The organism is Pseudoduganella lurida (assembly GCF_007830455.1).
Taxonomy (GTDB): domain Bacteria; phylum Pseudomonadota; class Gammaproteobacteria; order Burkholderiales; family Burkholderiaceae_D; genus Rugamonas; species Rugamonas lurida.
Genome location: NZ_VLLB01000004.1, coordinates 427,101 through 450,890, shown reverse-complemented (window position 1 = coordinate 450,890; position 23,790 = coordinate 427,101). Strand labels below are relative to the sequence as shown.

The window sequence follows — 23,790 nt, the reverse complement described above, 5'->3', positions numbered from 1 at the left end:
ACTTTGCGTCATCGGACCGCGGGCTTCATGCCCGCGGTTTTTTTCGTCTGGAGCGCCGTGGCTTGCAGCAGCGCAGTCGCCCAGCCTGCCATCCCGGCAGCCCCGCCGGCCTTCAACAATCCCCTCGTGCAGGGGCGCGCCGATCCGCACGTCACGCTGCAGGAGGACGGCTGGTACTACTTCACGGCGACCGTGCCGGAGTACGACCGCATTGAACTGCGGCGCGCCCGCTCGCTCGACGACCTGGGCAAGGCCGAGGCGCAGGTCGTGTGGCGCAAGCACGCCGCTGGCCCGATGAGTTACCACATCTGGGCGCCGGAACTGCACCGTATCGACGGCAAGTGGTATGTGTACTTCACGGCCAGCCGCGCGGACAGGATCTGGGATATCCGCCTGTACGTGCTGGAATGCGCATCGGACGATCCGCTGAAGGGACCGTGGCTGGAACGGGGCCAGCTCAAGACGGGCTGGGAGTCCTTCTCGCTCGATGCCACCACCTTCGCCTTGAACGGCCAGCGCTATCTCGTGTGGACGCAGCGCCCGCAGGAAGCGGAAAAGCAGCAGACCAGCATCTACATCGCGAAGATGGCATCACCGCTGTCGATCGCGGGCCCGGCCACGCTGCTCACGTCGCCCGAATACCCGTGGGAACGCGTCAAGTACGACGTCAACGAGGCGCCCGCCGTGCTGGTGAAGAATGGCCGCGTGTTCCTCACGTACTCCGCGTCCGCCACGGATGCGAACTACGCGATGGGCATGCTGACCGCGAAAGCGGATGCCAACCTGCTGGACCGCGCGTCGTGGTCGAAGGCGGCGCAGCCGGTGTTTGCCACCAGCGCCGCCAACGGCCAGTTCGGGCCGGGCCACAATTCGTTCACCACCACGCCGGACGGCAAGACCGACATCAACGTCTACCACGCGCGCAACTACCGCGACATCGCCGGCGATTCGCTGAAGGATCCGAACCGGCATACGCGGGCGCAGGCGATCGCGTGGCGGCCGGATGGCACGCCGGACTTCGGCGAGCCCGTCGCCGACCAGGGCGCGGTGGCCGCCAAGCCGCTGTTCCGCGACCCGGTGGTCGATGGCGCGGCCGATCCCGTCGTGGTGTGGAACCCGCAGCGCCAGCGCTGGTGGATGTACTACACGGCGCGGCGCGCGAATACGCCCGGGCTGTCCGGCGTCACGTGGGTGCATGGCACGAAGATCGGCATCGCCGAATCGGCCGACCTGGGTGGCACCTGGTCGTATGTCGGCACGGCCGATATCGAACTGCCGCCGGACATGGGTGGTGCCAACGCCACGCACTGGGCGCCGGACGTGATCCGCGCGCCCGGTGGCACGTGGCAGATGTACCTCACCGTCGTGCCGGGCATCTTCACGGACTGGAAGCACCCCCGTGGCATCGTCCGGCTCGAGAGCACGGACCTGCGCAGCTGGCGCAATGCCCGGCCGCTGTCGCTGGTGACGGACAAGGTGATCGATGCCAGCATCGCCGCGCTGCCCGGCGGCGGCTGGCGCATGTGGTACAACAACGAGCTCGATGGCAAGTCGATCTGGACCGCCGACAGCGCGGACCTCGCGACGTGGACGCAGAAGGGCAAGGCGGTGGGCGACCAGGCCGGCGAAGGCCCGAAGGTGTTCCAGTGGCGCGGGTCGTGGTGGATGATCACCGATGTGTGGCGGGGCCTGGGCGTGTACCGCTCCAGCGATGCCGTCACGTGGCAGCGCCAGGCCAACAACCTGCTGCAGGCGCCGGGCAAGGGCGCCGACGACGGCGTGATCGGCGGCCATCCGGACGTGGTGGTGAGCGGCGGGCGCGCGTTCCTGTTCTACTTCACGCATCCGGGGCGCACCGCAGCAGCAGTCGCTGCGAAGCTCGATGGCACCGAGCAGCGGCGCAGCAGTATCCAGGTGGTGGAGCTGAAGGAAGAGGGTGGGGTGCTGACGGTGGACCGGGATGCCCCGACGCGTATCAACCTGATTCCGCCACCGTAGCGCGGATGTCGCAACCAGCGCGAGCGCACGGGGTCTGACCCATGGCGCCCGCGACTTCAGCTTCAGTCGTTAAAATCGTCGCGGGTCTGACCCCAGCCTTTCGCCAGCGCCATCGAAACGCCATCGAAACGCCGGCAAACGGCTGGGGTCAGGCACCGCAGCACAAGCCGTCGATGCTTCGTCCGCCACATGCCGGCGGAGCCAGACCCCGTAGCGCGAACGTTCTGCGCAACATCGGGCACGAAAAAAACCAGGGCATGCCCTGGTTTCATTCGAATGCTAGGCGCTCAACCTACCAGCGTGAGCCACCGTTCCCGATACTGCGCCCAGCCCTGTAGCGCGATCGGCGCGGCGGCATGCGCTTGCACGGCCGGCACCTTACCCCAGTGCGCCAGCATCCAGCCGCCGCCCGTGGTGCCGCTGGCGTCGTCGGTAACGATCACCTGCTGGCCACGGCGCAGGGCCGCCAGCAACGGCGCGAAGTGCGGGTTGTTGGTGAAGCTGCCTTCCACGACGATGTCGCCCGCCGAGCCGAGCGCGGTCAGGCAGTAGTCGCTCATCAGCACCACGTACAGCGTGGCCAGCGCGGTACGCTCGGCATCGGCCGGCAGGGCCGGGCCCACGACGGAGCCCTTGCGGCCCGCGAACGGCCCGCCCGCTTCGGCAAACGTGGGCAGCGCGTAAGTGCCCTGGTCGATGATCTGCTGCAGGTCGTCCACGCTGCAGGCAGTGGCATCGGTGCCGGCCAGCGCGGCGAACTCGCGGCCGCCCATGAACCGCATGCATGGCACGGGCTGTCCCAATGCGCTGCAGTTGGCCAGCATGTCCGACTGTTCCTTCAGGCCGTCCAGCGGACCGCCCGGCACCGCGGCGATCACCCAGGTGCCGGTCGACAGCACGGCCGGTGGCGCAGCATGGCTGCCTTGCGGGTCCAGGTGGCGCAGCAGCGACGCATTGCTGTCGTGGATGCCGCAGATGACCTGGCAGTCCGCCGGCAGGCCGGTGCGCGCCGCCACGTCGGGCGACACGGCACCCAGCGCATCCCAGGCATTGCGCAGCGCCGGCATCTGCTGCGTCCAGCCCATGCGTTCCACCAGCTGCGAATACTGCGCGCTGGCCGGCTGCCACAGGTCCGTATGGCAGCCCAGCGACGTCACTTCACCGGCCGCGACGCCGGACAGGCGCCACGCCCAGTATTGCGGATACATCAGGATGTGCTTCGCGCGCGCCACATCGGCCGGGAAGGCCTGCGCCAGCCAGGCCAGCTGGCGGCCCAGGTTCAGGCCGGCCGGCAGCTGCGGCGAATAGGTCGCGTCGTACGCGGGACGCTGGCCGAGATACTCGGTGTGCTGCTGCGCCGGCGGCTCGAACTCGTAGTCCAGCACCGGCAGCACCAGGCCGTTGTCGTCCACCAGTGCCGCAGTGGCGCCGTGCGTCACCGGCACGATCGCAGTCACCTGCGCCTGCGCCGCGAAGCCCTTGAGGGTATCGAGCATCCATGTCCAGATGCCATCGGTATCGTGGTGCGGGTAGGGGCCGTCGCGCAGCACCGTATTCGGGCGGCGCTGCTCGGCCAGCACGCGGCCGGCGTCATCGATCAGCGCCAGCTTGACATTGGTCTTGCCGATGTCGAGGACTGCAATTGCGGCGGTATTCTCTGTTGCCATTATTTTGCGACCTTCTTCCCGCGCAGCAGGCGGGGCAGCGCGATCGTCACCAGCAGCAGCAGGCCGATCACGATCGTCATGTAGATGCCGGGGATGTTCGCCAGCGACAGGCCGTACGTGACGGTACCGAGCGTCAGCACGGCAAGCATCACGCCGCCGATCGTGCCCGCGCCGCCAGCGATGCTCACGCCGCCCAAGATCACCATCGTGATCGCTTCCAGTTCCCAGCCCATCGCGATGTTCGGGCGCGTGCTGCCGATGCGGCCCGTCAGCAGGAAGGCCGCCAGGCCCGCCATCGCGCCCGTCAGCATGAACAGCACCAGCCGGTACTGGTTGACTTCGATGCCGGAGAAGCGCGCCGCGATCGGGTTGTTGCCGATCGCGTAGATGCGGCGGCCCCAGCGCGTGGCGTGCAGCACGAACGCGAACACGGCCGCGAACACCAGCAGCACGATGAATTCGCGCGGGATGAAATCGAAGAAGTAACCTTGTCCCCAGTCGGACATCAGCTGCGGGTAGCCGGTGAACGCTTTATCGCCCAGCACGACAGAAGCCAGGCCGCGATACAGCGACACGGTGCCGATCGTGACGACGATGGCCGGCAGGCCGAAGCGCGTCACCAGCACGCCGTTCAGCGCGCCGCACAGCGTGCCCGTGGCCAGCGCCACCAGCAGCAGCGTGGCGGGCGGGAAGCCGGCCTGGTTCGCCAGGCCCATCGCCACCGACGACAGCGCCAGGATGCCGGCCACCGAGATGTCGATCTCGCGGCAGATGATCAGCAGGGCCATCGGCAGGGCGATCAGGGCCTTCTCGCTGAAGTTGAAGGTGCCGTCGGCCAGGTTGTACGGGTCGAGGAAGTTCGGCACCAGCGCGCCGTTGATGACGAAGGCCACGATGAACAGCAGCGCCAGCAAGGTCTCCCACTTGCCCAGCACGCCCTTCACGTTGAAGCGGGGGCGGTCCAGGATCGTGTAACGCGAGTTGCTGGCGCTGAAGGCCGCGGCTGCGGTGTCCGTCGGGTCGGGTTTGGTCATGGTCGTGGTGCTCACGCGGTACCTCCTGCGTGTCCGGTGGTTCGGCTGCTCAGGTGCAGCGGCAGGATCTGCCGGCCCGCGTTCTTGCGGTCGCGGGCGTTGATCAGTACGGCCGCCAGGATGACGATGCCCGTCAGGGCGCTCTGCCAGAATGGCGAGACCTTCACCACCGGCAGCGCATTGCCGATCACGGCCAGGAACAGCGCGCCCAGCACGGCGCCAATCACGGTGCCCGTGCCGCCGGCAATGCTGATGCCGCCGATCACGCATGCGGCGATCACGGTGAATTCGAAGCCGTAGGCGATTTCAGTATAGGCCACCGCGTAGCGCGCCACCCACAGGTAGCCGCAGATGCCCGACACCAGGCCGGCCAGCCCGTAGGTCCAGAACAGCCGGTTGGCCATGGGGATGCCGACATAGCGGGCGGACGAAGGCGCATTGCCGATCGCGAACAGGTCGCGGCCGAAGCGGCTGTGGAAGGCCACGTACCAGGCGACGAGGATCGCGGCTGCGGCGATCCAGACCAGGTAGGTGATGCCGAACAGGCGCGTCAGCGGGAAGGCGATGAACGCTTCCGGCATCTGGTGCGACGACACCCAGGCGCCGCCGGACAGCACGAACACCAGGCCGCGATAGACACTCATCGTGCCCAGCGTGACGACGATGGCCGGCAGCTCCAGGTAGCCGATCAGGTAGCCGTTGACGAGGCCCAGCACGAGGCCGATCGCCGCCGCGGCCAGCATGATCACGACCAGCGGCAGGTCCGGGTTTTTCGAGGCCAGCAGCGCGGCGGCCATGCCGGACAGCGCCAGGTTCGAGGCCATCGACAGGTCGATGCCGCGCGTGACGATGATCAGCATCTGCGCCAGCGCCAGGATGATCAGCAGCGTGCTGTCCGTCAGCAGGTTGCCGAGACTGGCGCCGGTGATGAACACGGGCGCGCGCATGCCCACCAGCAGCACCAGCACCACGATCGAGACGGCCAGCAGCAATTCCCGCGTATGGTTTTTCAGATTGTTCTTCATGCGGCGTGCTCCAGCGCTGCGCTGCCCGATGCGGCGGCAACGACGCGTTCCGGCGTCGCGTCCGCACGGGCGAATTCTTGTTCGATGCGGCCCTGGTGCATCACGATGATGCGGTCCGCCAGGCCCAGTACTTCCGGCAGTTCGGACGAGACGAGGATCACGGACAGGCCCTGCTGCACCAGTTCACCCACGAAGCGGTGCACGGCGGCCTTCGAGCCGATGTCGATGCCCTTGGTGGGCTCGTCCAGGATGATCACTTTCGGATTCGTCGCCAGCCACTTGCCCAGCACGACCTTCTGCTGGTTGCCGCCGGAGAGTTCCGACACATGCTGCTGCAGGTGGTGGGCCTTCAGTTCCAGCTGCTCGCTGTACAGGCGCGACACGGCCATTTCCTCCCGGCGAGCCTTCGGGCCGAACAGGAAGAAGCCGATCTTGTCGAGGATCGGCAGGGTCACGTTGTGCTGGATCGGCAGCGTCAGGTGTGCGCCCTGGTGCTGGCGGTCTTCCGGCACGTAGGCGATGCCCTGGTTGATCGCCTCGGCGGCGCAGCCCACGTGCACGCGCTTGCCCTCGATCCTGATGGTGCCGCTGGAGCACTTCGTGAGGCCGAACAGCGCCTGCATCACTTCCGAGCGGCCCGCGCCCACCAGGCCGTAGAAGCCCAGGATCTCGCCGCGGCGCAGGCTGAAGCTCACGTCCTGGAATTCGGTGGGGTGGCAGAAGCCATCCACTTCCAGCAGCGTCTCGCCCGGCGTCACGTCCGCCTTCGGATACGCCTGCGCCACGGAGCGGCCCACCATCAGCGACACCAGTTCCGGTTCGGAGATGTCGGCGAGCGCCCCATCGGTGATGAAGTGGCCGTCGCGCAGCACCGTGTAGCGGTCCGCGACGGCGTAGATTTCGTCGAACTTGTGGGAGATGAAGATGACGGCGGTGCCGGCCGCCTTCAGCTGGCGGATGATGCGGTACAGCTCCACGATCTCGCGCTGCGACAGCGCGGCGGTCGGCTCGTCGAGGATCACCACGCGGGCATCCTGCGACAGCGCGCGGGCGATCTCCACGAAGTGGCGCTGCGCCACGGACAGGTCGCGCACCTTGGCACGCACGGGGATGTCGACTTCGAGGCGTTTGAACAGCTGCTCGGCTTCGCCCTCGATCTTCGTCCAGTCGATGCGGCCGCCCTTGACGGGCTGGCGGCCCACCCAGATGTTCTCGGCCACGGTCAGCTCGTCGAACATCACGCTTTCCTGGTGCACGGCGGTGATCCCGGCTCGCATCGCGTCCTGCGCGTTCGCGAACTGCATCGGCTGGCCGTGCAGGTGGATCGAGCCTTCGTCCGGCCGGTAGATGCCGGTGAGCGTTTTCACCAGCGTGGACTTGCCGGCGCCGTTCTCGCCCAGCAGGGCCATCACTTCGCCGGCCCGCACCGTCAGGGCCACCTTGTTGAGCGCCACGATGCCGGCGAAACGCTTGCTGATGCCTTCCAGGCGCAGCACGGGCTCACCGGCCGGATGGGTACCGGCCGGGGTTTCGGATAATGCTTGCATGGCTTAGAAAATCTTGGCGAATTGGTCGACGTTGCCGGCGTTGTACAGGAACGGTTCGGCCATGGCCGCCTCGCCCTTGGCATCGATGGCGATGGTGCCCATGCGGCCCGCGGTGAACTTGCCGCCGGCCTTGGCATCCGGCGCGCCCTTCACGAAGTCGTATGCCGCATAGGTGGCGGCATAACCCAGGTCGATCGGATTCCAGATCGCGAATTCCTTCACGGCGCCCGTCTTCACGTGGCCGGCCATCTCGGAGGGCAGGCCCAGGCCCGTCACGTACACCTTGCCGACCACCTTCTCGTCGACGACCGCTTTCGATGCCGCCACGATGCCGACCGTGGTTGGCGCGATGATCGCCTTCAGGTTCGGGTAGCTGCGCAGCAGGCCGATCGCTTCGCGGTAGCTCTTGTCGGACTGGTCGTCGCCATACGTGGTGGCGACGAGCTTCAGCTTGGCGAATTCCGGCTTCTGCAGCTCGGTCTTCATCACGTCGATCCAGATGTTCTGGTTGGTCGCCTGGGCGGACGCGGACAGGATGGCGATCTCGCCGGCGCCGCCGATCGAATCGGCCGCCATCTGCAGCTGCTTGCGGGCGATGAGGAGCGCGTTGGACGGATGCAGCTGCATCTGCCGGCCTTCCGTGGCCAGGCCGCTGTCGAAGGAGATGACCTTGATCCCGCGCTGCATGGCCTTCTTCGCGATCGGCACCAGCGCGTTCGGGTCGTTGGCGGAGATGACGATGGCGTTGACCTTCTGGCTGATCAGCGAGTTGACGATCTCGATCTGGCCTTCGGCCGACGGCGTGGTGGGACCCGTGTAGATGATCTCGACATCTTTCAGCTGCGCGGCCGCTTCGTTGGCGCCGGCGTGGGCGGCATCGAAGAAGCCGTTGCCCAGGCTTTTCACGACCATCGCGATGCGCACTTTTTCGCCGGCGGCGGGGGTGTTTCCGGCAGTGCCGGCAGCTTTGTCACCGCAGCCGGTGAGGGCGCTGGCGCCGAAGGCCGCGGTCAGAGCCGCGGCGATGAGGAATGTCTTGCGTTTCAATGTGCAGCCTCCGTCTGGTACAGCGAGGAACCGGTGAACTCGTAGCCGTGCGAGAACGGCATCGAAGCGACCGGCGATGGCACCGCCTCGGGTGCCACGGTAATGACCTTGACGCCGGATTGCTCGAGCAGTTGCACGGCGGCGTCGGAGGCGTGGGTGTCGGTGATGACGCAGGAGACGCGGTCCAGGCCGCACAGGATCAGGCCGGCCTTCTTGGCGAACTTCGAGCTGTCGGCCAGCACGATCAGTTCCTCGGCCTGGCCGATCAGGCGCTTCTCGGCCTGGATCAGCAGCGGGTCCGCTTCCATCAGGCCCAGCAGCGACAGGCCGTACACGCTCATGAACATCTTGGCCGCGTAGTGGTGCTGGGTGATGTCGTTATCGAACGGCGACAGGATCACGTTCTGTTCGCGGTACACCTTGCCGCCCGGGAGGATCACTTCGTTCTCCGACGACAGCAGCAGGCGCTCGGCCATCAGGAAGGAATTGGTGAGGATCTTGCAGTGCTTGTCGACCAGGAAGTCGGCCATCATGAACGTGGTCGTGCCGCCGTTGATGACGATCGTTTCGCCGTCCTGGCACATGCCGGCCGCATAGCGGGCGATGGCGCGCTTGCGGTCGGCGAAGCACTGGATATTGTGTTCGAAGGTTTCGCTGGTGAGCGTGAGGTTGCGTTTTTTCTGTGCCAGGTTGGCGGCACCGCCCCGCGTGCGCGTGAGCAGATTGCGTGCGGCCAGCCACGAGATGTCGCGGCGTACGGTGGCAGGTGAGGCGCTCAGCCATTCGACCAGCTGGGGAACGCTGGCCGTCTGGTGCTCGGCGAGCAGCTTCAGCAAACGTTTACGGCGCTTGTGATTCACCATGTTTCGTCTCCTAGTAGTTATCTACTTGTATTGACCTACTTGCCCGGCAGGGTGCCCGGCAGTGATCTATTTATTAAGGGTAAGACTAGCCATTAAAATTTGGGCAGTCAATCACTTGTCGCTCAGCTGTATGATTATTTCAACCGGGAGTGATTGCTTTCTGCTCAAATTGATCAACCGGATGATTAATTCATCGTTGGTCATTTTGTTGATCGCTTTGCGATTGACACCCTGCGGGGGTCTGTTTTCTACTGTTCGGGCTTGCCACGATGGCAAAGGGAAACACAAATCGGTGTGTGCCGCAAGTTTCCCAAACGGAATACCAAATCAACGACGGAGACGACATGAACCAATCGAAGCAGAAACAGCCCATCACATCGCTGTGGGATGACGCCAAGGCGGCAGCGATGAGCGAGCCGGAACTGCTGCTGTACCGTTCCAACCTGCTGGGTTCGGACCTGCGCATCACCAACTTCGGCGGCGGCAACACGTCCGCCAAGGTCATCCAGGAAGATCCGCTGACCGGCGAGCAGGTCGAGGTGCTGTGGGTCAAGGGCTCCGGCGGCGATCTGGGCAGCATCAAGCTGGACGGCTTCTCCACGCTCTACCTGGACAAGCTGAAGGCGCTGAAGAACCGCTACCGCGGCCTGGAACACGAAGACGAAATGGTGGCCTACCTGCCGCACGCCACGTTCAACCTGAACCCGCGCGCCGCCTCGATCGACACGCCGCTGCACGCGTACATCGCGAAGAAGCACGTCGATCACATGCACCCGGATTCGGTGATCGCGATTGCCGCCACGGCCAACAGCAAGGCGCTGACGCAGAAGATCTTCGAAGGCGTGCTGGGCTGGCTGCCATGGAAGCGTCCCGGCTTCGACCTGGGCCTGGACCTGGAAAAACTGTCGACCGAGCAGCCACACCTGAAGGGCATCATCCTGGAAGGCCACGGCCTGTTCACCTGGGGCGACACCGCCAAGGAAGCCTACGAGACGACGCTGGCCATCATCAAGCGCGCCGAGGAATGGCTGGAAGCGAATATCGCGCAACCCGTGTTCGGCGGCACCGCCGTGCAATCGCTGCCGGCTGCCGAGCGCGCCGCGTTTGCCGCGAAACTGATGCCTCTGCTGCGCGGCAAGATAAGCAAGACCGAATACAAGCTGGGCCACTTCGAGGATTCCGACACGGTGCTGGAATTCGTCAACAGCCGTGACCTGGCGCCGCTGGCCACCCTCGGCACCTCGTGCCCCGACCACTTCCTGCGCACCAAGATCCGCCCGTTCGTCGTCGACTTCGACCCGACCAAGCCGGACTTCGACGCCGTGGCCGCCGGCCTGGACGCCAAGCTGGAAGAGTACCGCGCCGACTACGTGGCCTACCACACCCGCAACAAGCGCGCCAACAGCCCGGCCGTGCGTGATGCGAACCCGATCATCTACCTGATCCCGGGCGTGGGCATGCTGTCGTTCGCGAAGGACAAGGCCACCGCGCGCATCGCCGGCGAGTTCTATGTCAACGCCATCAACGTAATGCGCGGCGCGAACGGCGTCGACAAGTACGTGGGCCTGCCGGAGCAGGAAGCGTTCGACATCGAGTACTGGCTGCTGGAAGAAGCCAAACTGCAGCGCATGCCGAAACCGAAGTCGCTGGCCGGCCGCATCGCGCTGGTGACGGGCGGCGCCGGCGGCATCGGCCAGGCCGTGGCACGCCAGATGCTGTCGGAAGGCGCCTGCGTGCTGCTGACCGACATCGATGGCGCGGCACTGGAAGAAGCCAAGGCCACGCTGTCGAAAGTGGCGGGCAAGGACAATGTGGCCACCATCGTCGGCAACATCACCAGCGAAGAGCAGGTGCAGGCCGTGTTCACGGAATCCGCACTGCGCTTCGGCGGCGTGGACCTGCTGGTCTCGAACGCGGGCATCGCCTCGTCGGCGCCGCTGGAATCGACCACGCTGGAAGTGTGGGACCGCAACCAGGACATCCTGGTCAAGGGCTACTTCCTGGCCAGCCGCGAAGCGTTCCGCATGATGAAGATCCAGCAGCTGGGCGGCTCGATGGTGTTCGTCGCGTCGAAGAACGGCCTGGTCGCCTCGGCCGGCGCTTCCGCCTACTGCACCGCGAAAGCCGCCGAGATCCACCTGGCGCGCTGCGTGGCACTGGAAGGCGCGCCGCTGGGCATCCGCGTCAACGTCGTCAATCCGGATGCGGTGATCCGCGGTTCCAAGATCTGGGACGGCAAGTGGAAGGAAGAGCGCGCCGCGTCGAACAAGATCGAAGCCGATGACGTGGAAGCGTTCTACCGCGACCGCAGCATGCTGAAGCGCTCGGTGCTGCCGGAGGATATCGCCGAAGCCGTGTACTTCCTGTCCAGCGACAAGGCCGGCAAGTCCACCGGCAACGTGCTGAACGTGGATGCCGGTAACGCTGGCGCATTCACCCGTTAAGCCACCGACCCGTTAAGCCACCTGCTTTTTGCATCAAAACGCGTAACAATGAAAGCCGCCGCGCCCGACGCGGCGGCGGTACATGAAGGAGACGAACATGAGTGAAATCAAGAACCCCGTGCTGGACGCCGGCCAGGTCGCGGAACAGAACGCCAAGGTCCAGGCCAACCTGCAGGCCGATTACGAAGCGCTGGGCGGCGTGCTGTCGCGCCGCGGCGTCGACATCGACAAGCTGACGGCCCTGGCCGCCACGTTTGCCGTGGCGCTGCCCAGCTGGGCGGCCGGCACCGGCGGTACCCGCTTTGCCCGTTTCGCCGGCAAGGGCGAGCCGCGCGGCGTGTTCGAGAAGATGGAAGACTGCGGCGTCGTGCACCAGCTGACGCGCGTCACGCCGGCCGTGTCGCTGCACTTCCCGTGGGATAAGACGGACGATGCAAGCGCGCTGAAGGAAGTGGCCAACGGCTACGGCCTGGGCTTCGATGCCGTCAACTCGAACACCTTCCAGGACCAGGTGGGCCAGGAACACACGTACAAGTACGGCAGCCTGTCGGCGCAATCGGGCGCGGCCCGTGCGCAGGCCGTGCAGCACAATATCGAATGCATCGAACTCGGTAAGAAACTGGGCTCGAAGGCCCTGACGGTGTGGGTGGGCGACGGCGCCAACTTCCCAGGCCAGAACAACCTGCGCGGTTCGCTGGAGCGCTACCTGGACAGCATGAAGGACATCTACGGCGCGCTGCCGGATGACTGGAACGTGTTCATCGAACATAAACTGTTCGAACCGGCGTTCTACGCCACCGTGATCGCCGACTGGGGCACCAGCTTCGCCGCGGCCCAGCAGCTGGGCCCGAAAGCGAAATGCCTGGTCGACCTGGGCCACCACGCGCCGAATACGAACATCGAGATGATCGTGGCGCGCCTGGCGCAGTTCGGCAAGCTGGGTGGCTTCCACTTCAACGACAGCAAATACGGCGACGACGACCTGGATTCGGGTTCGATCAACCCGTTCCAGCTGTTCCTGGTCTTCAACGAGCTGGCCGATGCGGCGGAACGCGCCAAGTCCGACAACAGCGGCTTCAACCCGGCCTACATGCTGGACCAGTCGCACAACGTGACGGACCCGATCGAGAGCCTGATGTCGTCCGCCGTGGAAGTGCAGCGCGCCTTCATCCAGGCCGCGCTGGTGGACCGCAACGCGCTGCGCGCATTCCAGGAATCGAACGACGTGCTGCAGGCCGCCCAGACGCTGAAGGCTGCCTACCGCACCGATGTGTCGGCGATCCTGGCCACGGCGCGTGTGCGTGCCGGCGGCGCCGCCGACCCGGTCGCCGCCTACCGCGCTTCCGGCTACCGCGAGAAGGTCACGGTCGCCCGTCCTCCGAAGGCCGGCGCCAGCAGCAGCGGCATCGTCTAAGTTCGCCGGTGCAGCGACTGCATCATCCAGGCCGGGCCCACCCTTGCGGTGGCGCCGGTCGACCCGGCATGCGGCGTTCGCTGCATGCCGTCCTTCATCCCTGATTCGTTGTTCATGCGTTGCGCAGCCCGCGAGGCTGGCTGCCGGCTGCACGGGATCGGGATGACATAACAAGAGGAGGAGACACCATGAAGCATTGGATACGCGTGCTGTCGGCAGTGATGCTGGCCGCCGCGATGAACCTTGTGCACGCGGCCGATTTCAGCGTCGCGAAGTACGGCGCCAAGGCCGATGGCAAGACGCTGAACACGAAGGCGATCCAGGCCGCGATCGATGCGGCGGCAAAGAGCGGCGGCACCGTCGTGTTCCCGGCCGGAACCTACCTGACGGGCTCGATCTTCGTGAAGAACGGCGTCACGCTCAACGTCGGCAAGGGCGTTACGCTGCTGGGATCGCAGGACATCAAGGACTATCCGGTGATGCCCACGCGGATTGCCGGCATCGAGATGAGCTGGCCGGCGGCGCTCGTCAACGTCTACAAACAGTCGAACGCGAAGATCGAAGGCGAAGGCACGATCGACGGCGACGGCAAGGTGTTCTGGGACAGCTACTGGACCCTGCGCAAGCAGTACGAGCCGCGCGGCCTGCGCTGGGCCTCGGACTACGACGCGCAGCGGCCGCGCCTCATCCAGGTCTTCGATTCCAAGCAGGTGAAGCTGGGCGGTGGCCTGCTGCTCAAGCGCGCCGGCTTCTGGACGGTGCACATCTGCTACTCGGAAGAGATCACGGTGGATGGCGTCACGATCCGCAACAACGTGGGCGGCCTGGGCCCGTCGACGGACGGCATCGACATCGACTCGTCGAAGAAGATCCTGGTGCAGCACGCCGACATCGACGTCAACGACGATGCGCTGTGCATGAAGGCGGGCCGCGACTCGGACGGCCTGCGCGTGGCGCGCAGCACGGAAGACGTGATCGTGCGCGATTCGATCATCCGCGCCGGTGCCGCCGGCTTCACGTTCGGCAGCGAGACGTCGGGCGGCTTCCGCAATATCGAGGCCTACAACATCACGGTGGAAGACAAGGTCCCCGTCGGCATCCTGTTCAAGTCGGCGCACACGCGCGGCGGCTTCGGCGAGAACATCCGCCTGCACGACTTCAAGATGAACGGCACGCCCGTGGTGCTGCGCGTGACGATGAACTGGAACCCCAGCTACAGCTACGCCGAGATCCCGAAGGACGTGAAGGACGTGCCGCCTTACTGGAACGTGCTGGCCACGCGCGTGCCGAAGGAGCAGGGCATGGCACAGCTGCGCGATGTACAGATCTGGAACATCAAGGCGACGGGTGCCAAGGTGGCCTTCGAAGTGGACAGCTTCAAGGAAAAACCGGCGACGCGTTTCGCGTTCAAGAATCTGGACATCCAGGCAGCGCAGGGTGGCCATATCAACGATGTGGCGGCGTGGACGTTCGAAGACACGAAGCTGGCGCTGGACCAGCCGGTGCGCGTCGAGAATGGCGACGCCGTGCGTGGGCTGCCGGCCGGTAGTTTCACCGTCGGTCCGCGCGCCGTAAAAGAAGATCCGTCGAAGAAGAGCTTTGAGGAACAGGACAAGACATGAAAATGAAGATCATCGTTGCGGCCATGCTGGCCGCCTCCGTCATGCATGGCGCGCTGGCTCAAGATAACAAGTATCCACAGCCGACAGCGGCCATGCAGGCCATCATCGACAAGGACACGCGCCGCAAGTTCGGCGATGCGCCGGAAGATGCCGGTCCGCTGGCGAAGGACCTGTCGCCGGCGCTGACCGAGAAGGACATCGACAGGGCGCTGCGCAAGGTCGCCGACTGGCAGCTCAAGCGCACGATGGAATACACGGACCAGATCTGGACCGCCGCCGTGCTGTACGCGGGCTTCATGGCCGCATCGGATGCGACCGGCGACAGGAAGTACCGCGATGCGATGGAAAAGCTGTCGAAGGGCTTCAACTGGACGCTGCGCGGCGGCCAGTATCCGGATGCGGACAATATCGCGATCGGCCAGATGTACCTGGAGCTGTACCTGCAGGACAAGAGTCCCGAGAAGATCGCCGAGCTGCGCAAGCATCTCGACGAAGGCATCAACCTGAAGACGCTGCGTCCCGGCGACGAACGCCTGCCGTGGTGGTGGTGCGATGCGCTGTTCATGGCGCCGCCCGTGTGGGTCAAGATGTGGCAGGCCACCGGCGAGCAGAAATACGTCGACTACGTGCACGAGCAGTGGCAGAAGACGTATGACCTGCTGTACGACCAGGAAGAGCACCTGTACGCGCGCGATGCCAGCTACAAGACGAAGCGCGAACCGAACGGCAAGAAGATCTTCTGGTCGCGCGGCGAAGGCTGGGTGATGGCAGGCCTGGCGCGCACGCTGGAAGTGCTGCCGAAGGATGATCCGAAACGGCCGTTCTACGCGCAGCAGCTGCGCGAGATGTCGGCCAAGCTGGCGTCGATCCAGAACGCCAACGGCGAATGGCATGCCGGCCTGCTCGATCCGCAAACGTGGCCGCTGGCGGAAACGTCCGGCGCTGCGCTGATCGTGTACGGCATGGCGTATGGCGTGAATGCCGGCTACCTCGATGGGAAGACGTATCGTCCGGTGATCGAGAAGGCATGGAAAGGACTGCTCACGCACGTGTACGAGGACGGCCGCCTGGGCGGCATCCAGCAGACGGGGGCCGAGCCGGCCTACTACCGGCCTTCGTCGAGCTACAACTACGGCATTGGCGGCTACCTGCTGGCCGCTTCCGAGCTGAAGAAGATGGTGAAGAAATGACGGCGAAGAGTACTGCGCTTGACGACGGCGTGACGATCAAGGCGTTCCGCATGCAGCTCAAACCGGGCATGGTGGACGAGTACCGCCGCCGCCACGACGAGCTGTGGCCGGACCTGGCCGAGGCGCTCCGCAACGCCGGCATCCACGACTACTCCATCTTCCTCGATGAAGCGTCGCTGGCGCTGTTCGCGGTGCTGAAGCTCAAACCCGGCTACCCCATCGCCGACCTGCCGAAGCAGCCCGTGATGGCGCGCTGGTGGGACCACATGGCCGACATCATGGAAGTCGAAGCCGACGGCGACCCGAAGAACCGCCCGAAGGAATGGGCGCTTCCGTCGATGTTCCACTTCCCCGGCTAAAACATTTCCAAAAATCGGGGACTGTCCCCTTTTTCGAGAAATATTTCCTAAAAACGGGGACTGTCCCCTTTTTCAGGCAACTTATTTTGGGCGAAAAAGAGACAGTTGTATGTTTCACACAGTGGGCCGCATAACGCCGCAGCGGCCATTGCCGAGGAACCGCCCGAAGGCGGGCGCGCTTCAGGCAATGTTCCACTTCGTCGACTGAAACATTTCCTAAAAATGGGGACTGTCCCCGTTTTTAGGCAACTTAATTCGCACGAAATAGAGACAGTCTCATTTTTGACACGGACGCCCGCATGGAAGTCGAAGCGGTCACCATTTTCGAAGACCGACCCTGAGGAATGCCGCTGGTCGATGCTCCATTCTTTGGAAGGAATATTTCCAAAAAAAGGGGACTGTCCCCGAATTTGAGAAATGTTTCCAAAAAAAGGGGACTGTCCCCGAATTTGGGAAACTATTTTGCCGGTGGGGTGGGGGCCGTCAGCAGGCCGCGGGCGCGCAGCCATTCTTCGGCGCGACGTGGCCATTGCGAGGCATTGGCCAGTCCGTCGCGCATGCCCATGCCGTGCGCGCCCTGCTCGAACAGGTACATCTCGGCCGGCACCTTGTTGCGGGTGAGCGCCTGGTAGAACAGGATGCTGTTCTCGACCGGCACGGCCTGGTCGGCCTGCGTGTGGATCAGCAGCGTGGGCGGCGTCTTCGGCGTGACCTGTTTTTCGAGCGACATCAGCTGCACCAGCTCGGGCGAAGGCGACGTGCCGATGAGCGCCTTGCGCGAGCCCATGTGCGCGGCCGGCGCTTCCATCGCGATCACGGGATACATCAGCACGAGGAAGTCCGGCCGCGCGCTTACCTTGTCCAGCTCCGCGCCGGTGCGGCCGAGCGGATGGTCGAACAGGGTGCCGGCCGTTGCAGCGAGGTGGCCGCCGGCGGAACTGCCCATCACGCCGATGCGGTTCGGGTCGATGCCGAACTCGCCGGCGCGGGCGCGCAGCAGGCGCACGGCGCGCAGCACGTCCTGCAGCGGCGCCGGATGGCCGAACTCCTGCATGCGGTACTTCAGCACGAAGGTGGTCACGCCCAGGGTGCTGAGCCAGGTGGCATACTGCAGGCCTTCGCGATCGAACGATTCGCGCACGTAGCCACCGCCCGGTGCGACGATGACGGCGGTGCCGTTCGGCCGGTCCACCGCGGGGCCGACCAGCGTCAGCGAAGGTTCCGAGACATTCGACACGGAGCCCCTGTCGAACTTTTCGGGACCGATGTTCTTCGCACCCGGCACGCCTTCGGGCCAGAGGGGCAGGACGGTGGGTGCGGCAAATACGGAAGTGGTCAGTGACATGGCAAGCAGCATCGACAGGGCGAGTTTTTTCATGACGGAGGATAAAAGAGAATGAGGATGACGAACACCCGATTGTGCACCGGACTGCTGGCCTTGTGCGCAGCCTTGCAAGGATGCGCGCCGGCGCAGGTGGCCACCGATGCGCCGCAGCCGCTGTTCAACGGCCGCGACCTGGCGGGCTGGGAACTGCGCACCGAACCGAAGGCCCCGGCCCCGGACGTGTTCAAGGTGCAGCCCGATGGCGTGATCGCCGCCGCCGGCAATCCAGGCGGCTTCCTGGCCACCACCGACAGCTACCGCAACTACCGGCTGCATGTGGAGTGGCGCTGGTCCGGCAAGCCGGGCAACGGCGGCGTGCTGCTGCATGTCAGCGATGGCCCGATGGACCGCGTGTGGCCGCTCTCGATCCAGGTGCAGACCAAGAAGGGCGCCGTCGGCGACCTGCTGCCGATGGCGAACGCCACGTTCACGGAACCGCCCACCAGCGCGCCCGGCACGCAACCGATCATCAAGGCCCATACCGCGGCGGACAGCGAACGCCCGGCCGGCGAATGGAACAGTGCCGACATCGTCAGCCGCGACGGCACCATCGAGGTCACCATCAACGGCGTGGCGCAGAACCGCATCACGAACGCCAGGCCGGCGGAAGGGAAGATCGGCTTCCAGCTGGAAGGCGCGCCGTACGAGCTGCGCAACGTCACGCTCCAGAAACTGTAAGACGAACCGCACCGATCCAGCCGCTTATTTGCGCTTCAGCCAGTCCGCCGGCACCGGCACGACAACGATGTTCATCGCCTTGCCGTCCTCGGACAGCATGGCGGACTGGATCTCGATCTTCGTGCCATCCGCGCTGAACGTGGGGTGAGGGTGGTCGGCGGCGGTGGTCTTGTGGCCCGTCGTCAGCATCTTCATTTCGCGCGTCTTCCGGTCGATCAGCCACAGGGTGCGCGAGAAATCGTCGCCGACGGCAAAGCGGCCATCCGGCGAGCCGTGCACATGCCACAGGCCGCTGCCCGAGGGCGTCTGGCCGGCGATCGTCATCTCGCGCGTGCGCAGGTTGACGATGGCCAGTCCCGTCGGCTTCTCGCGCGTGCCCGCATTGCCCCAGGCCGCGTCCTGGCCCGGGTTCGCGCCACCGACGTCGGTGCCCGGCGCTGCGACACCCCCCGTCTTCCTGCCGTCTTCATGCGCGATCTGGCGGTGGCCCATGATGGCCATCGCCACCTCGTCCTTCGTGATCACGGCTTCGTGCGTCACCCATTCATACGGTGCCTCCGGATACAGGGGACGCAGCCCGCTGCCATCGGCCATCACGGTCCAGGTGCGCTGCGGCGACTTGCCGCCCGTCTCCCAGCAGAACACGATCTCGCCCGGGTTGTACAGGTTGGCCTGGATATGGCCGATCTGGAAGCCGACGGAGACGACATGCCTGATCTCGCCCGTCTTCACGTTCATGCGCGCGATGCCGTTCGGGCCAGCGCCCATCTTGCGCGGGCCGAACGCTTCCTCGATCTTCGATCCGGCCGGCAGGTGCTTGGCCGCTTCCTCTTTGCCGACGCGGAAGTACGCCCATTCCTCGTCCGCATCCAGGGCCATGTCGCCGCCCGCGCCCAGCGCGGCCGGCGTGGTGCCGCTGATGCGCTGGTACGTGGCGGCCGGCTTCATCTTGCCGGCGGCGCTGTCCCGGAACACGGCCGCCAGGTCCACCTCGACGATCTGCAGCACATCCTTCTCGGCTGCCGGACGCATGAAGTACAGCTTCATCGACTTGCGCGCCAGATTCAGCATGCCGGTGTAGCCGCCTTCCGTGACCTGCACGATGTCGCCGGTCTTCTCGTTGACGGCCATCGCCTCGCCTTCCACGCGCTTCGAGCGGAAGATCACCCATTGCCCGTCGGAGGTCCATTGCGGGTGCGTCGGGTAGATCTTCGAATCGCCCTTCGGCGTGCTGGTCAGGAAGGTCAGCTCGGTGCCGGTGACGGGGTCCTTGACCACCTTGCGTTCGGACGGAAAGCGCTGGCCGATGCCGGCGTGGGCGGCGGTGGTGAAGCAGATGGCCGCGCACACGGCGGCGCGCAGCAGGGAGGAGGATGTCATGGTGTGCACGATCGCGTTGTAAAGCAGCGATTCTGCTCCTCCCCGTTTGCTGGATTGTTTCAGCTCCGCTCATCTTGCTGATTCTTTTCCGGCGTGCGAAAAACTGCCGATGACGGCCGCATTAGAATGAGCCCATGAAAAAATACCTGCATACCGTCCTGCTTTTCCTGTTCTGCCATGCGGTCGCCCATGCCCAGGCGCCTTTGCCGGCCGCGGTCAACACGGATCCGGCCCGCGCCCAGGTCACGCTGCCCGACCCTGCCAATCCCGCGCTGCCGTCGCTGATCCTGATCGGGGACTCCACCGTACGCAACGGCCGCGACGATGGCCAGGGCAAGGGGCCTGCCGGCCAGTGGGGCTGGGGCAATCCCATCGCCAATTACTTCGACCAGTCGAAGATCAACGTCGTCAACCGCGCCGTCGGCGGGCTGTCGAGCCGCACCTACGTGACCAGCGGGCACTGGGGACGCACGCTGGCGCTGGTGAAGCGGGGCGACGTCGTCATCATGCAGTTCGGGCACAACGATGCCAGCGCCATCAACGACGACAGCCGCGCGCGCGGCACGATCCGCGGCATCGGCGACGAGACCGAAGAGATCGACAACAAGCTCACGAAAGCGCGCGAAGTGGTGCACAGCTATGGCTGGTACCTGAAGGAGTTCGTGGCCGATATTCGTGCGAAGGGTGCGACCCCGATCATCTGTTCGCCGATTCCCCGCAAGCGCTGGGAGGCCGACGGCAAGGTGGGACGCAACGCCAGCAACTATGGCGGGTGGGCGAAGGACGTGGCGGCGCGCGAGAAGGTGGGCTTCATCGACCTGAACGAAATCGCCGCGCGCAAGTACGACGCGCTGGGCCGCGACGAGGTGATGAAGCTGTTCCCGCTGGTGACGCCGGACGAATCCGTGCACACCAATTGGGCCGGCGCGGAGCTGAACGCGCAGATCGTCGTCGGCGGCATCAAGGCGCTGGACGTGCCGGTGCTGGTGAGTGCGCTGAACGAGAAGGGCCGGCAGGTCGCCGCGCTGGAAGACGAGCGTCCGGTGGTCGATGCGGCGTCGGTGAAGACCGAGCAGGCGCTGAACCCCGCGCTCCCGACCGTGCACCTGGTCGGCGATTCGACCGTCAGGAGCGGCGGCAACAAGGGCATGGTCGGCTGGGGCGAACGCTTCGCGCCCTACATCGATGCGTCGAAGGCCAACGTCGTCAACCACGCGATCGGCGGCCGCAGCAGCCGCACGTTCCATACCGAAGGTCGCTGGGAGGCTGTGCTCAAGCAAATGAAGGCCGGTGACCTGGTACTCATCCAGTTCGGCCACAACGACGGCGGCAGGATCGGCGACCCGGCCATGAAGGGCCGCGCCTCCGGTCCCGGCACCGGTCCCGAGACCGTGGACGACAGGAAGCCGGATGGCGGCACGGAGCAGGTGCACACGTTCGGCTGGTACATGGCGCGCTACGTGCAGGATGCGAAGGCGAAGGGCGCAACGGTCGTGCTGCTGTCGCCGGTGCCGCACCGGGACGTGTGGGAAGAGCGGCGCGATTTCGAGACGTTCGCGCAGTGGGACCGCGAGGTGGCCGCGCAGAACGGCGCGCAGTTCGCCGATCTGACGATGGTGGTTTCTGATGGCTACCGGCGCGTGGGCGCAGGCACCGTCAGCACGTACTTCGCCGATGCGCGCACGCATACCAACGAGGCGGGGGCGGTGTTCAATGCGCAGGCGGTGGTGGCTGCCTTGCAGGGTTTGAAGGCGAACCCGGTGGCGGGGTGGCTGTCGCCGCAGGGGCGGACAGTGGTGGCGGCCGCTCCGAAGTAGCACGCCCGGTGGCGCCGGTCGATGCCTCGGATGCGCTCGAGTACCGGGGTCTGACCCACGGCGCCCGCGGCCCGGCCCCCGGTTGCTGTCCGGATCGCGGGTCCGACCCCGGCAGCTGGCACGCGTTTCGATAACGCGAACGAAAGGCTGGGGTCGGACCCGCGCTCGAGCCAGGGAAGGGCTCAATGCCGCGGGCGCTGTGGGTTAGACCCCGGCGCGCCACGGCCAGCCGCGACATCGGGCCGTTATTGCGCCACCGCCGGTGTGGAAGCCGGCGTCACGGCAGGCGCCATCACCGGCGCCGCCTCCCCGATATAGAACGAAGGCCACGGCGGCTGGTTGTATGCCGTGTTCTGCCACGCGATCGCGGCGCGGTACTGGGGATCCTGCATCAAGGTGGTGAACTTGTACGTGGTCGGGATGGGCGTGGAGTAGATGCGCAGGCTCTTGTTGTCCTCGGCACGCCAGATGATCTCCTCGCGCCAGTCGCCGAACAGGTCGGCCGACAGCGCCGGCGTGGACTTGGTGCCGTTGTTCGACACGGCGCCCGTCGCTTCCAGCAGCACGTTGGACTTGTTGTTCAGCCAGTCCCACTTCGAGACCTTGTTGCCGTTCAGGAGTTCGCGCAGCAGGTCGCCGTCCCACCACACCATGAAGTTCACCTCGCGGGGGTGCGCAGTGGAGATCACGTTGCCGCTCGCGTCGTACAGGTTCGGCGAGGCAGACGACCAGGCTTCAGCGCCGTAGTAGCGCGGATCGATGTCGCCCACCACGCCGCGGCCCGTGTCGCTTTTCGCCGGCGTCGTCCACAGCACCTTGCCGGTACGTGCATCGAGCATCGCCGCACCCACGTCCTTCGACATCTTCATGTTCTCGTGGACGCCGAATTTTTCCAGGCCCGGGCGGGTCGGATCGAAGTCGGAGACGTGCATCGTGTCCCCGTGGCCCATGCCGGTCGTCCACAGCGGCTTGCCGTCGTCGTTCAGCGCCATCGCGCCGTACAGGATCTCGTGGCGGCCGTCGCCATCCACGTCCGCCACGCTGAACTGGTGATTGCCCTGACCCGAGTAACCGGGCGGCACGCCCGGCGCTTCGGAATCGAAGTACCAGCGGGGCACCAGCTTGCCGTCGACGTAGTCCACCGCGGCGATCGTCGTGCGCGCGTAATAGCCGCGGGCGAACACGGCGCTCGGGTGCTTCCCGTCGAGCCAGGCGGTGCCGGCCAGGTAGCGTTCGGAGCGGTTGCCGTAGGCGTCGCCCCAGCGCGCTTTCAGTTCTTCCGGTGTCGGGTCGTCGCCATCGGGGCCGCGCTTCGACGGATACGGGATCGTGTCCACCACGCGGCCGGTAGCACCCTCGAACACGCTCAGGTATTCGGGGCCCTTCAGGATGCGGCCCACCGTATTGGCCATCAGCTTGCCATCGGCCGTGCGGCGCGAGCCGGTGCGGTCGCCCTGCTCGATTTCGAGGGGGCCGCTGACCCAGCTGGCATTGCCGTCGCCGATCACTTCGCCGTCCGCGTCGCGCGAGCCATCCGCCGTCTTGACGATCAGTTCGGCCTTGCCGTCGCCATCGTAGTCGGCCACCTGGAACTGCGTGTAGTGCGCGCCGGCGCGGATGTTCGGCCCCAGGTCGATGCGCCACAGCCGTGTACCATCGAGCCTGTAGGCATCCAGCAGCACGATGCCCGTATAGCCCGAAGCGCTGTTGTCCTTCGCGTTGGTCGGTTCCCACTTCAGCACGATCTCGTACCGGCCGTCGCCATCCAGGTCGCCCACCGAGGCATCGCTGGCCGTGTACGTGTATTCCTTGCCGTCGGGCGTGGTGGCGCCGGCCGGCTGCTGCAGCGGAACGGTCAGATAGCCGTCGATGACCAGCGCCTTGCTGGCCGCGCCTTCCACGCCGTTGACGACCTCGCGCACTTCATACGCGCCGCTGCCGCCCGTCTTGTCCAGATAGTTGGTGGACGTGGTGATCGACACCGCATTGAGCTTCTGGCCGCCCCGATACACATGGAAGGCGAGACCTGGCGCATCCGTGTTCAGCGAGCGCCAGCTCACCAGCACGCCATCCTTGCCGCGCACGGCCACCACGCCGCGGTCCAGCTTCTCGACCTGCATCGCCGAGGGGGCAGGGCCGTGCAGGACCGGCTCGCCGGGCGGCAGCAGCACGGGCAATCTGCTGCAGGCGCCGAGCGCCAGGGCCAGCGTCACCGCGGCGGCGCAGCGTGTCATCGTTGTGTTCAATTATTCTCTCCGTTCATGTGATTGCGGCTGCGCTCCCGTGAAGAAGCGCAGCCGCATGCGTACTGCCTGCCGAAT

Annotated in this window: 17 protein-coding genes; 8 read left to right on the top strand and 9 right to left on the bottom strand. The window is 65.7% G+C overall.

Translation table 11 applies throughout. From position 1 onward, the window contains the following. The first annotated feature begins 27 nt into the window (after window positions 1–27). Window positions 28–1,998 (top strand): family 43 glycosylhydrolase, encoded by a 1,971-nt coding sequence (locus IP91_RS26245; protein WP_199754600.1) that lies wholly within the window; start codon window positions 28–30, stop codon window positions 1,996–1,998. Window positions 1,999–2,285: 287 nt separating this feature from the next. On the opposite strand, the gene IP91_RS14415 is transcribed toward IP91_RS26245, so the two are convergent. The 6 genes from IP91_RS14415 to IP91_RS14390 are packed head-to-tail and all read right to left on the bottom strand — an operon-like array spanning window position 2,286 to window position 9,181. Then, entirely contained in the window at window positions 2,286–3,665 is a 1,380-nt protein-coding gene (locus IP91_RS14415; protein WP_145649749.1) for an FGGY-family carbohydrate kinase, read from the bottom strand. Further along, window positions 3,665–4,699, bottom strand: a complete 1,035-nt coding sequence (locus tag IP91_RS14410; protein ID WP_145649847.1) for an ABC transporter permease — start codon at window positions 4,697–4,699, stop codon at window positions 3,665–3,667. Before IP91_RS14410 ends, IP91_RS14415 begins: the two co-directional genes overlap by 1 nt. An 11-nt stretch (window positions 4,700–4,710) precedes the next feature. Next, on the bottom strand, window positions 4,711–5,724 hold the full coding sequence (locus tag IP91_RS14405) for an ABC transporter permease (RefSeq protein WP_145649748.1): 1,014 nt from the start codon (window positions 5,722–5,724) through the stop codon (window positions 4,711–4,713). Beyond that, a complete protein-coding gene (locus IP91_RS14400; RefSeq protein ID WP_145649747.1) occupies window positions 5,721–7,271 on the bottom strand; it encodes a sugar ABC transporter ATP-binding protein in 1,551 nt (516 codons plus the stop codon). Before IP91_RS14400 ends, IP91_RS14405 begins: the two co-directional genes overlap by 4 nt. A gap of 3 nt (window positions 7,272–7,274) precedes the next feature. After that, entirely contained in the window at window positions 7,275–8,318 is a 1,044-nt protein-coding gene (rhaS, locus tag IP91_RS14395) for a rhamnose ABC transporter substrate-binding protein (protein WP_229474412.1), read from the bottom strand. After that, a complete protein-coding gene (locus IP91_RS14390) occupies window positions 8,315–9,181 on the bottom strand; it encodes a DeoR/GlpR family DNA-binding transcription regulator (RefSeq protein ID WP_145649746.1) in 867 nt (288 codons plus the stop codon). Before IP91_RS14390 ends, rhaS begins: the two co-directional genes overlap by 4 nt. Window positions 9,182–9,525: 344 nt before the next feature. On the opposite strand from IP91_RS14390, the gene IP91_RS14385 reads away from it, so the two are divergent. The 5 genes from IP91_RS14385 to IP91_RS14365 all read left to right on the top strand — a co-directional run bounded on the left by IP91_RS14385 (window position 9,526) and on the right by IP91_RS14365 (window position 16,210). Further along, entirely contained in the window at window positions 9,526–11,625 is a 2,100-nt protein-coding gene (locus tag IP91_RS14385; RefSeq protein WP_145649745.1) for a bifunctional rhamnulose-1-phosphate aldolase/short-chain dehydrogenase, read from the top strand. 97 nt (window positions 11,626–11,722) lie between these two features. After that, complete coding sequence (gene rhaI / locus IP91_RS14380; protein ID WP_145649744.1) at window positions 11,723–13,039, top strand: L-rhamnose catabolism isomerase; 1,317 nt, start codon at window positions 11,723–11,725, stop codon at window positions 13,037–13,039. A 188-nt stretch (window positions 13,040–13,227) separates the two neighbouring features. Then, window positions 13,228–14,661 carry a glycoside hydrolase family 28 protein gene (locus tag IP91_RS14375; RefSeq protein WP_145649743.1) on the top strand — a complete coding sequence of 478 codons (1,434 nt, stop codon included), beginning with the start codon at window positions 13,228–13,230 and terminating at the stop codon, window positions 14,659–14,661. After that, window positions 14,658–15,851 carry a glycoside hydrolase family 88/105 protein gene (locus IP91_RS14370; RefSeq protein WP_145649742.1) on the top strand — a complete coding sequence of 398 codons (1,194 nt, stop codon included), beginning with the start codon at window positions 14,658–14,660 and terminating at the stop codon, window positions 15,849–15,851. Before IP91_RS14375 ends, IP91_RS14370 begins: the two co-directional genes overlap by 4 nt. Next, on the top strand, window positions 15,848–16,210 hold the full coding sequence (locus IP91_RS14365) for an L-rhamnose mutarotase (RefSeq protein ID WP_199754599.1): 363 nt from the start codon (window positions 15,848–15,850) through the stop codon (window positions 16,208–16,210). The genes IP91_RS14370 and IP91_RS14365 overlap by 4 nt, the downstream gene beginning before the upstream one ends. A gap of 457 nt (window positions 16,211–16,667) precedes the next feature. Here IP91_RS14365 and IP91_RS14360 read toward each other — a convergent pair whose 3' ends face one another. Continuing rightward, window positions 16,668–17,588, bottom strand: coding sequence for an alpha/beta hydrolase (locus IP91_RS14360; RefSeq protein ID WP_145649741.1), 921 nt, complete (start codon window positions 17,586–17,588; stop codon window positions 16,668–16,670). Between the two features lie 24 nt (window positions 17,589–17,612). On the opposite strand from IP91_RS14360, the gene IP91_RS14355 reads away from it, so the two are divergent. After that, on the top strand, window positions 17,613–18,272 hold the full coding sequence (locus tag IP91_RS14355) for a 3-keto-disaccharide hydrolase (RefSeq protein WP_158643146.1): 660 nt from the start codon (window positions 17,613–17,615) through the stop codon (window positions 18,270–18,272). Between the two features lie 24 nt (window positions 18,273–18,296). Here the strand turns inward: IP91_RS14355 and IP91_RS14350 are convergent, their stop codons facing one another. Next, entirely contained in the window at window positions 18,297–19,652 is a 1,356-nt protein-coding gene (locus IP91_RS14350; protein ID WP_229474410.1) for a TolB-like translocation protein, read from the bottom strand. A gap of 134 nt (window positions 19,653–19,786) precedes the next feature. Between IP91_RS14350 and IP91_RS14345 the strand changes: the two genes are divergently transcribed. Then, on the top strand, window positions 19,787–21,469 hold the full coding sequence (locus IP91_RS14345) for a rhamnogalacturonan acetylesterase (RefSeq protein ID WP_145649739.1): 1,683 nt from the start codon (window positions 19,787–19,789) through the stop codon (window positions 21,467–21,469). Window positions 21,470–21,714: 245 nt separating this feature from the next. On the opposite strand, the gene IP91_RS14340 is transcribed toward IP91_RS14345, so the two are convergent. Then, a complete protein-coding gene (locus IP91_RS14340; protein WP_229474408.1) occupies window positions 21,715–23,715 on the bottom strand; it encodes a rhamnogalacturonan lyase in 2,001 nt (666 codons plus the stop codon). Between the last annotated feature and the right edge of the window lie 75 nt (window positions 23,716–23,790).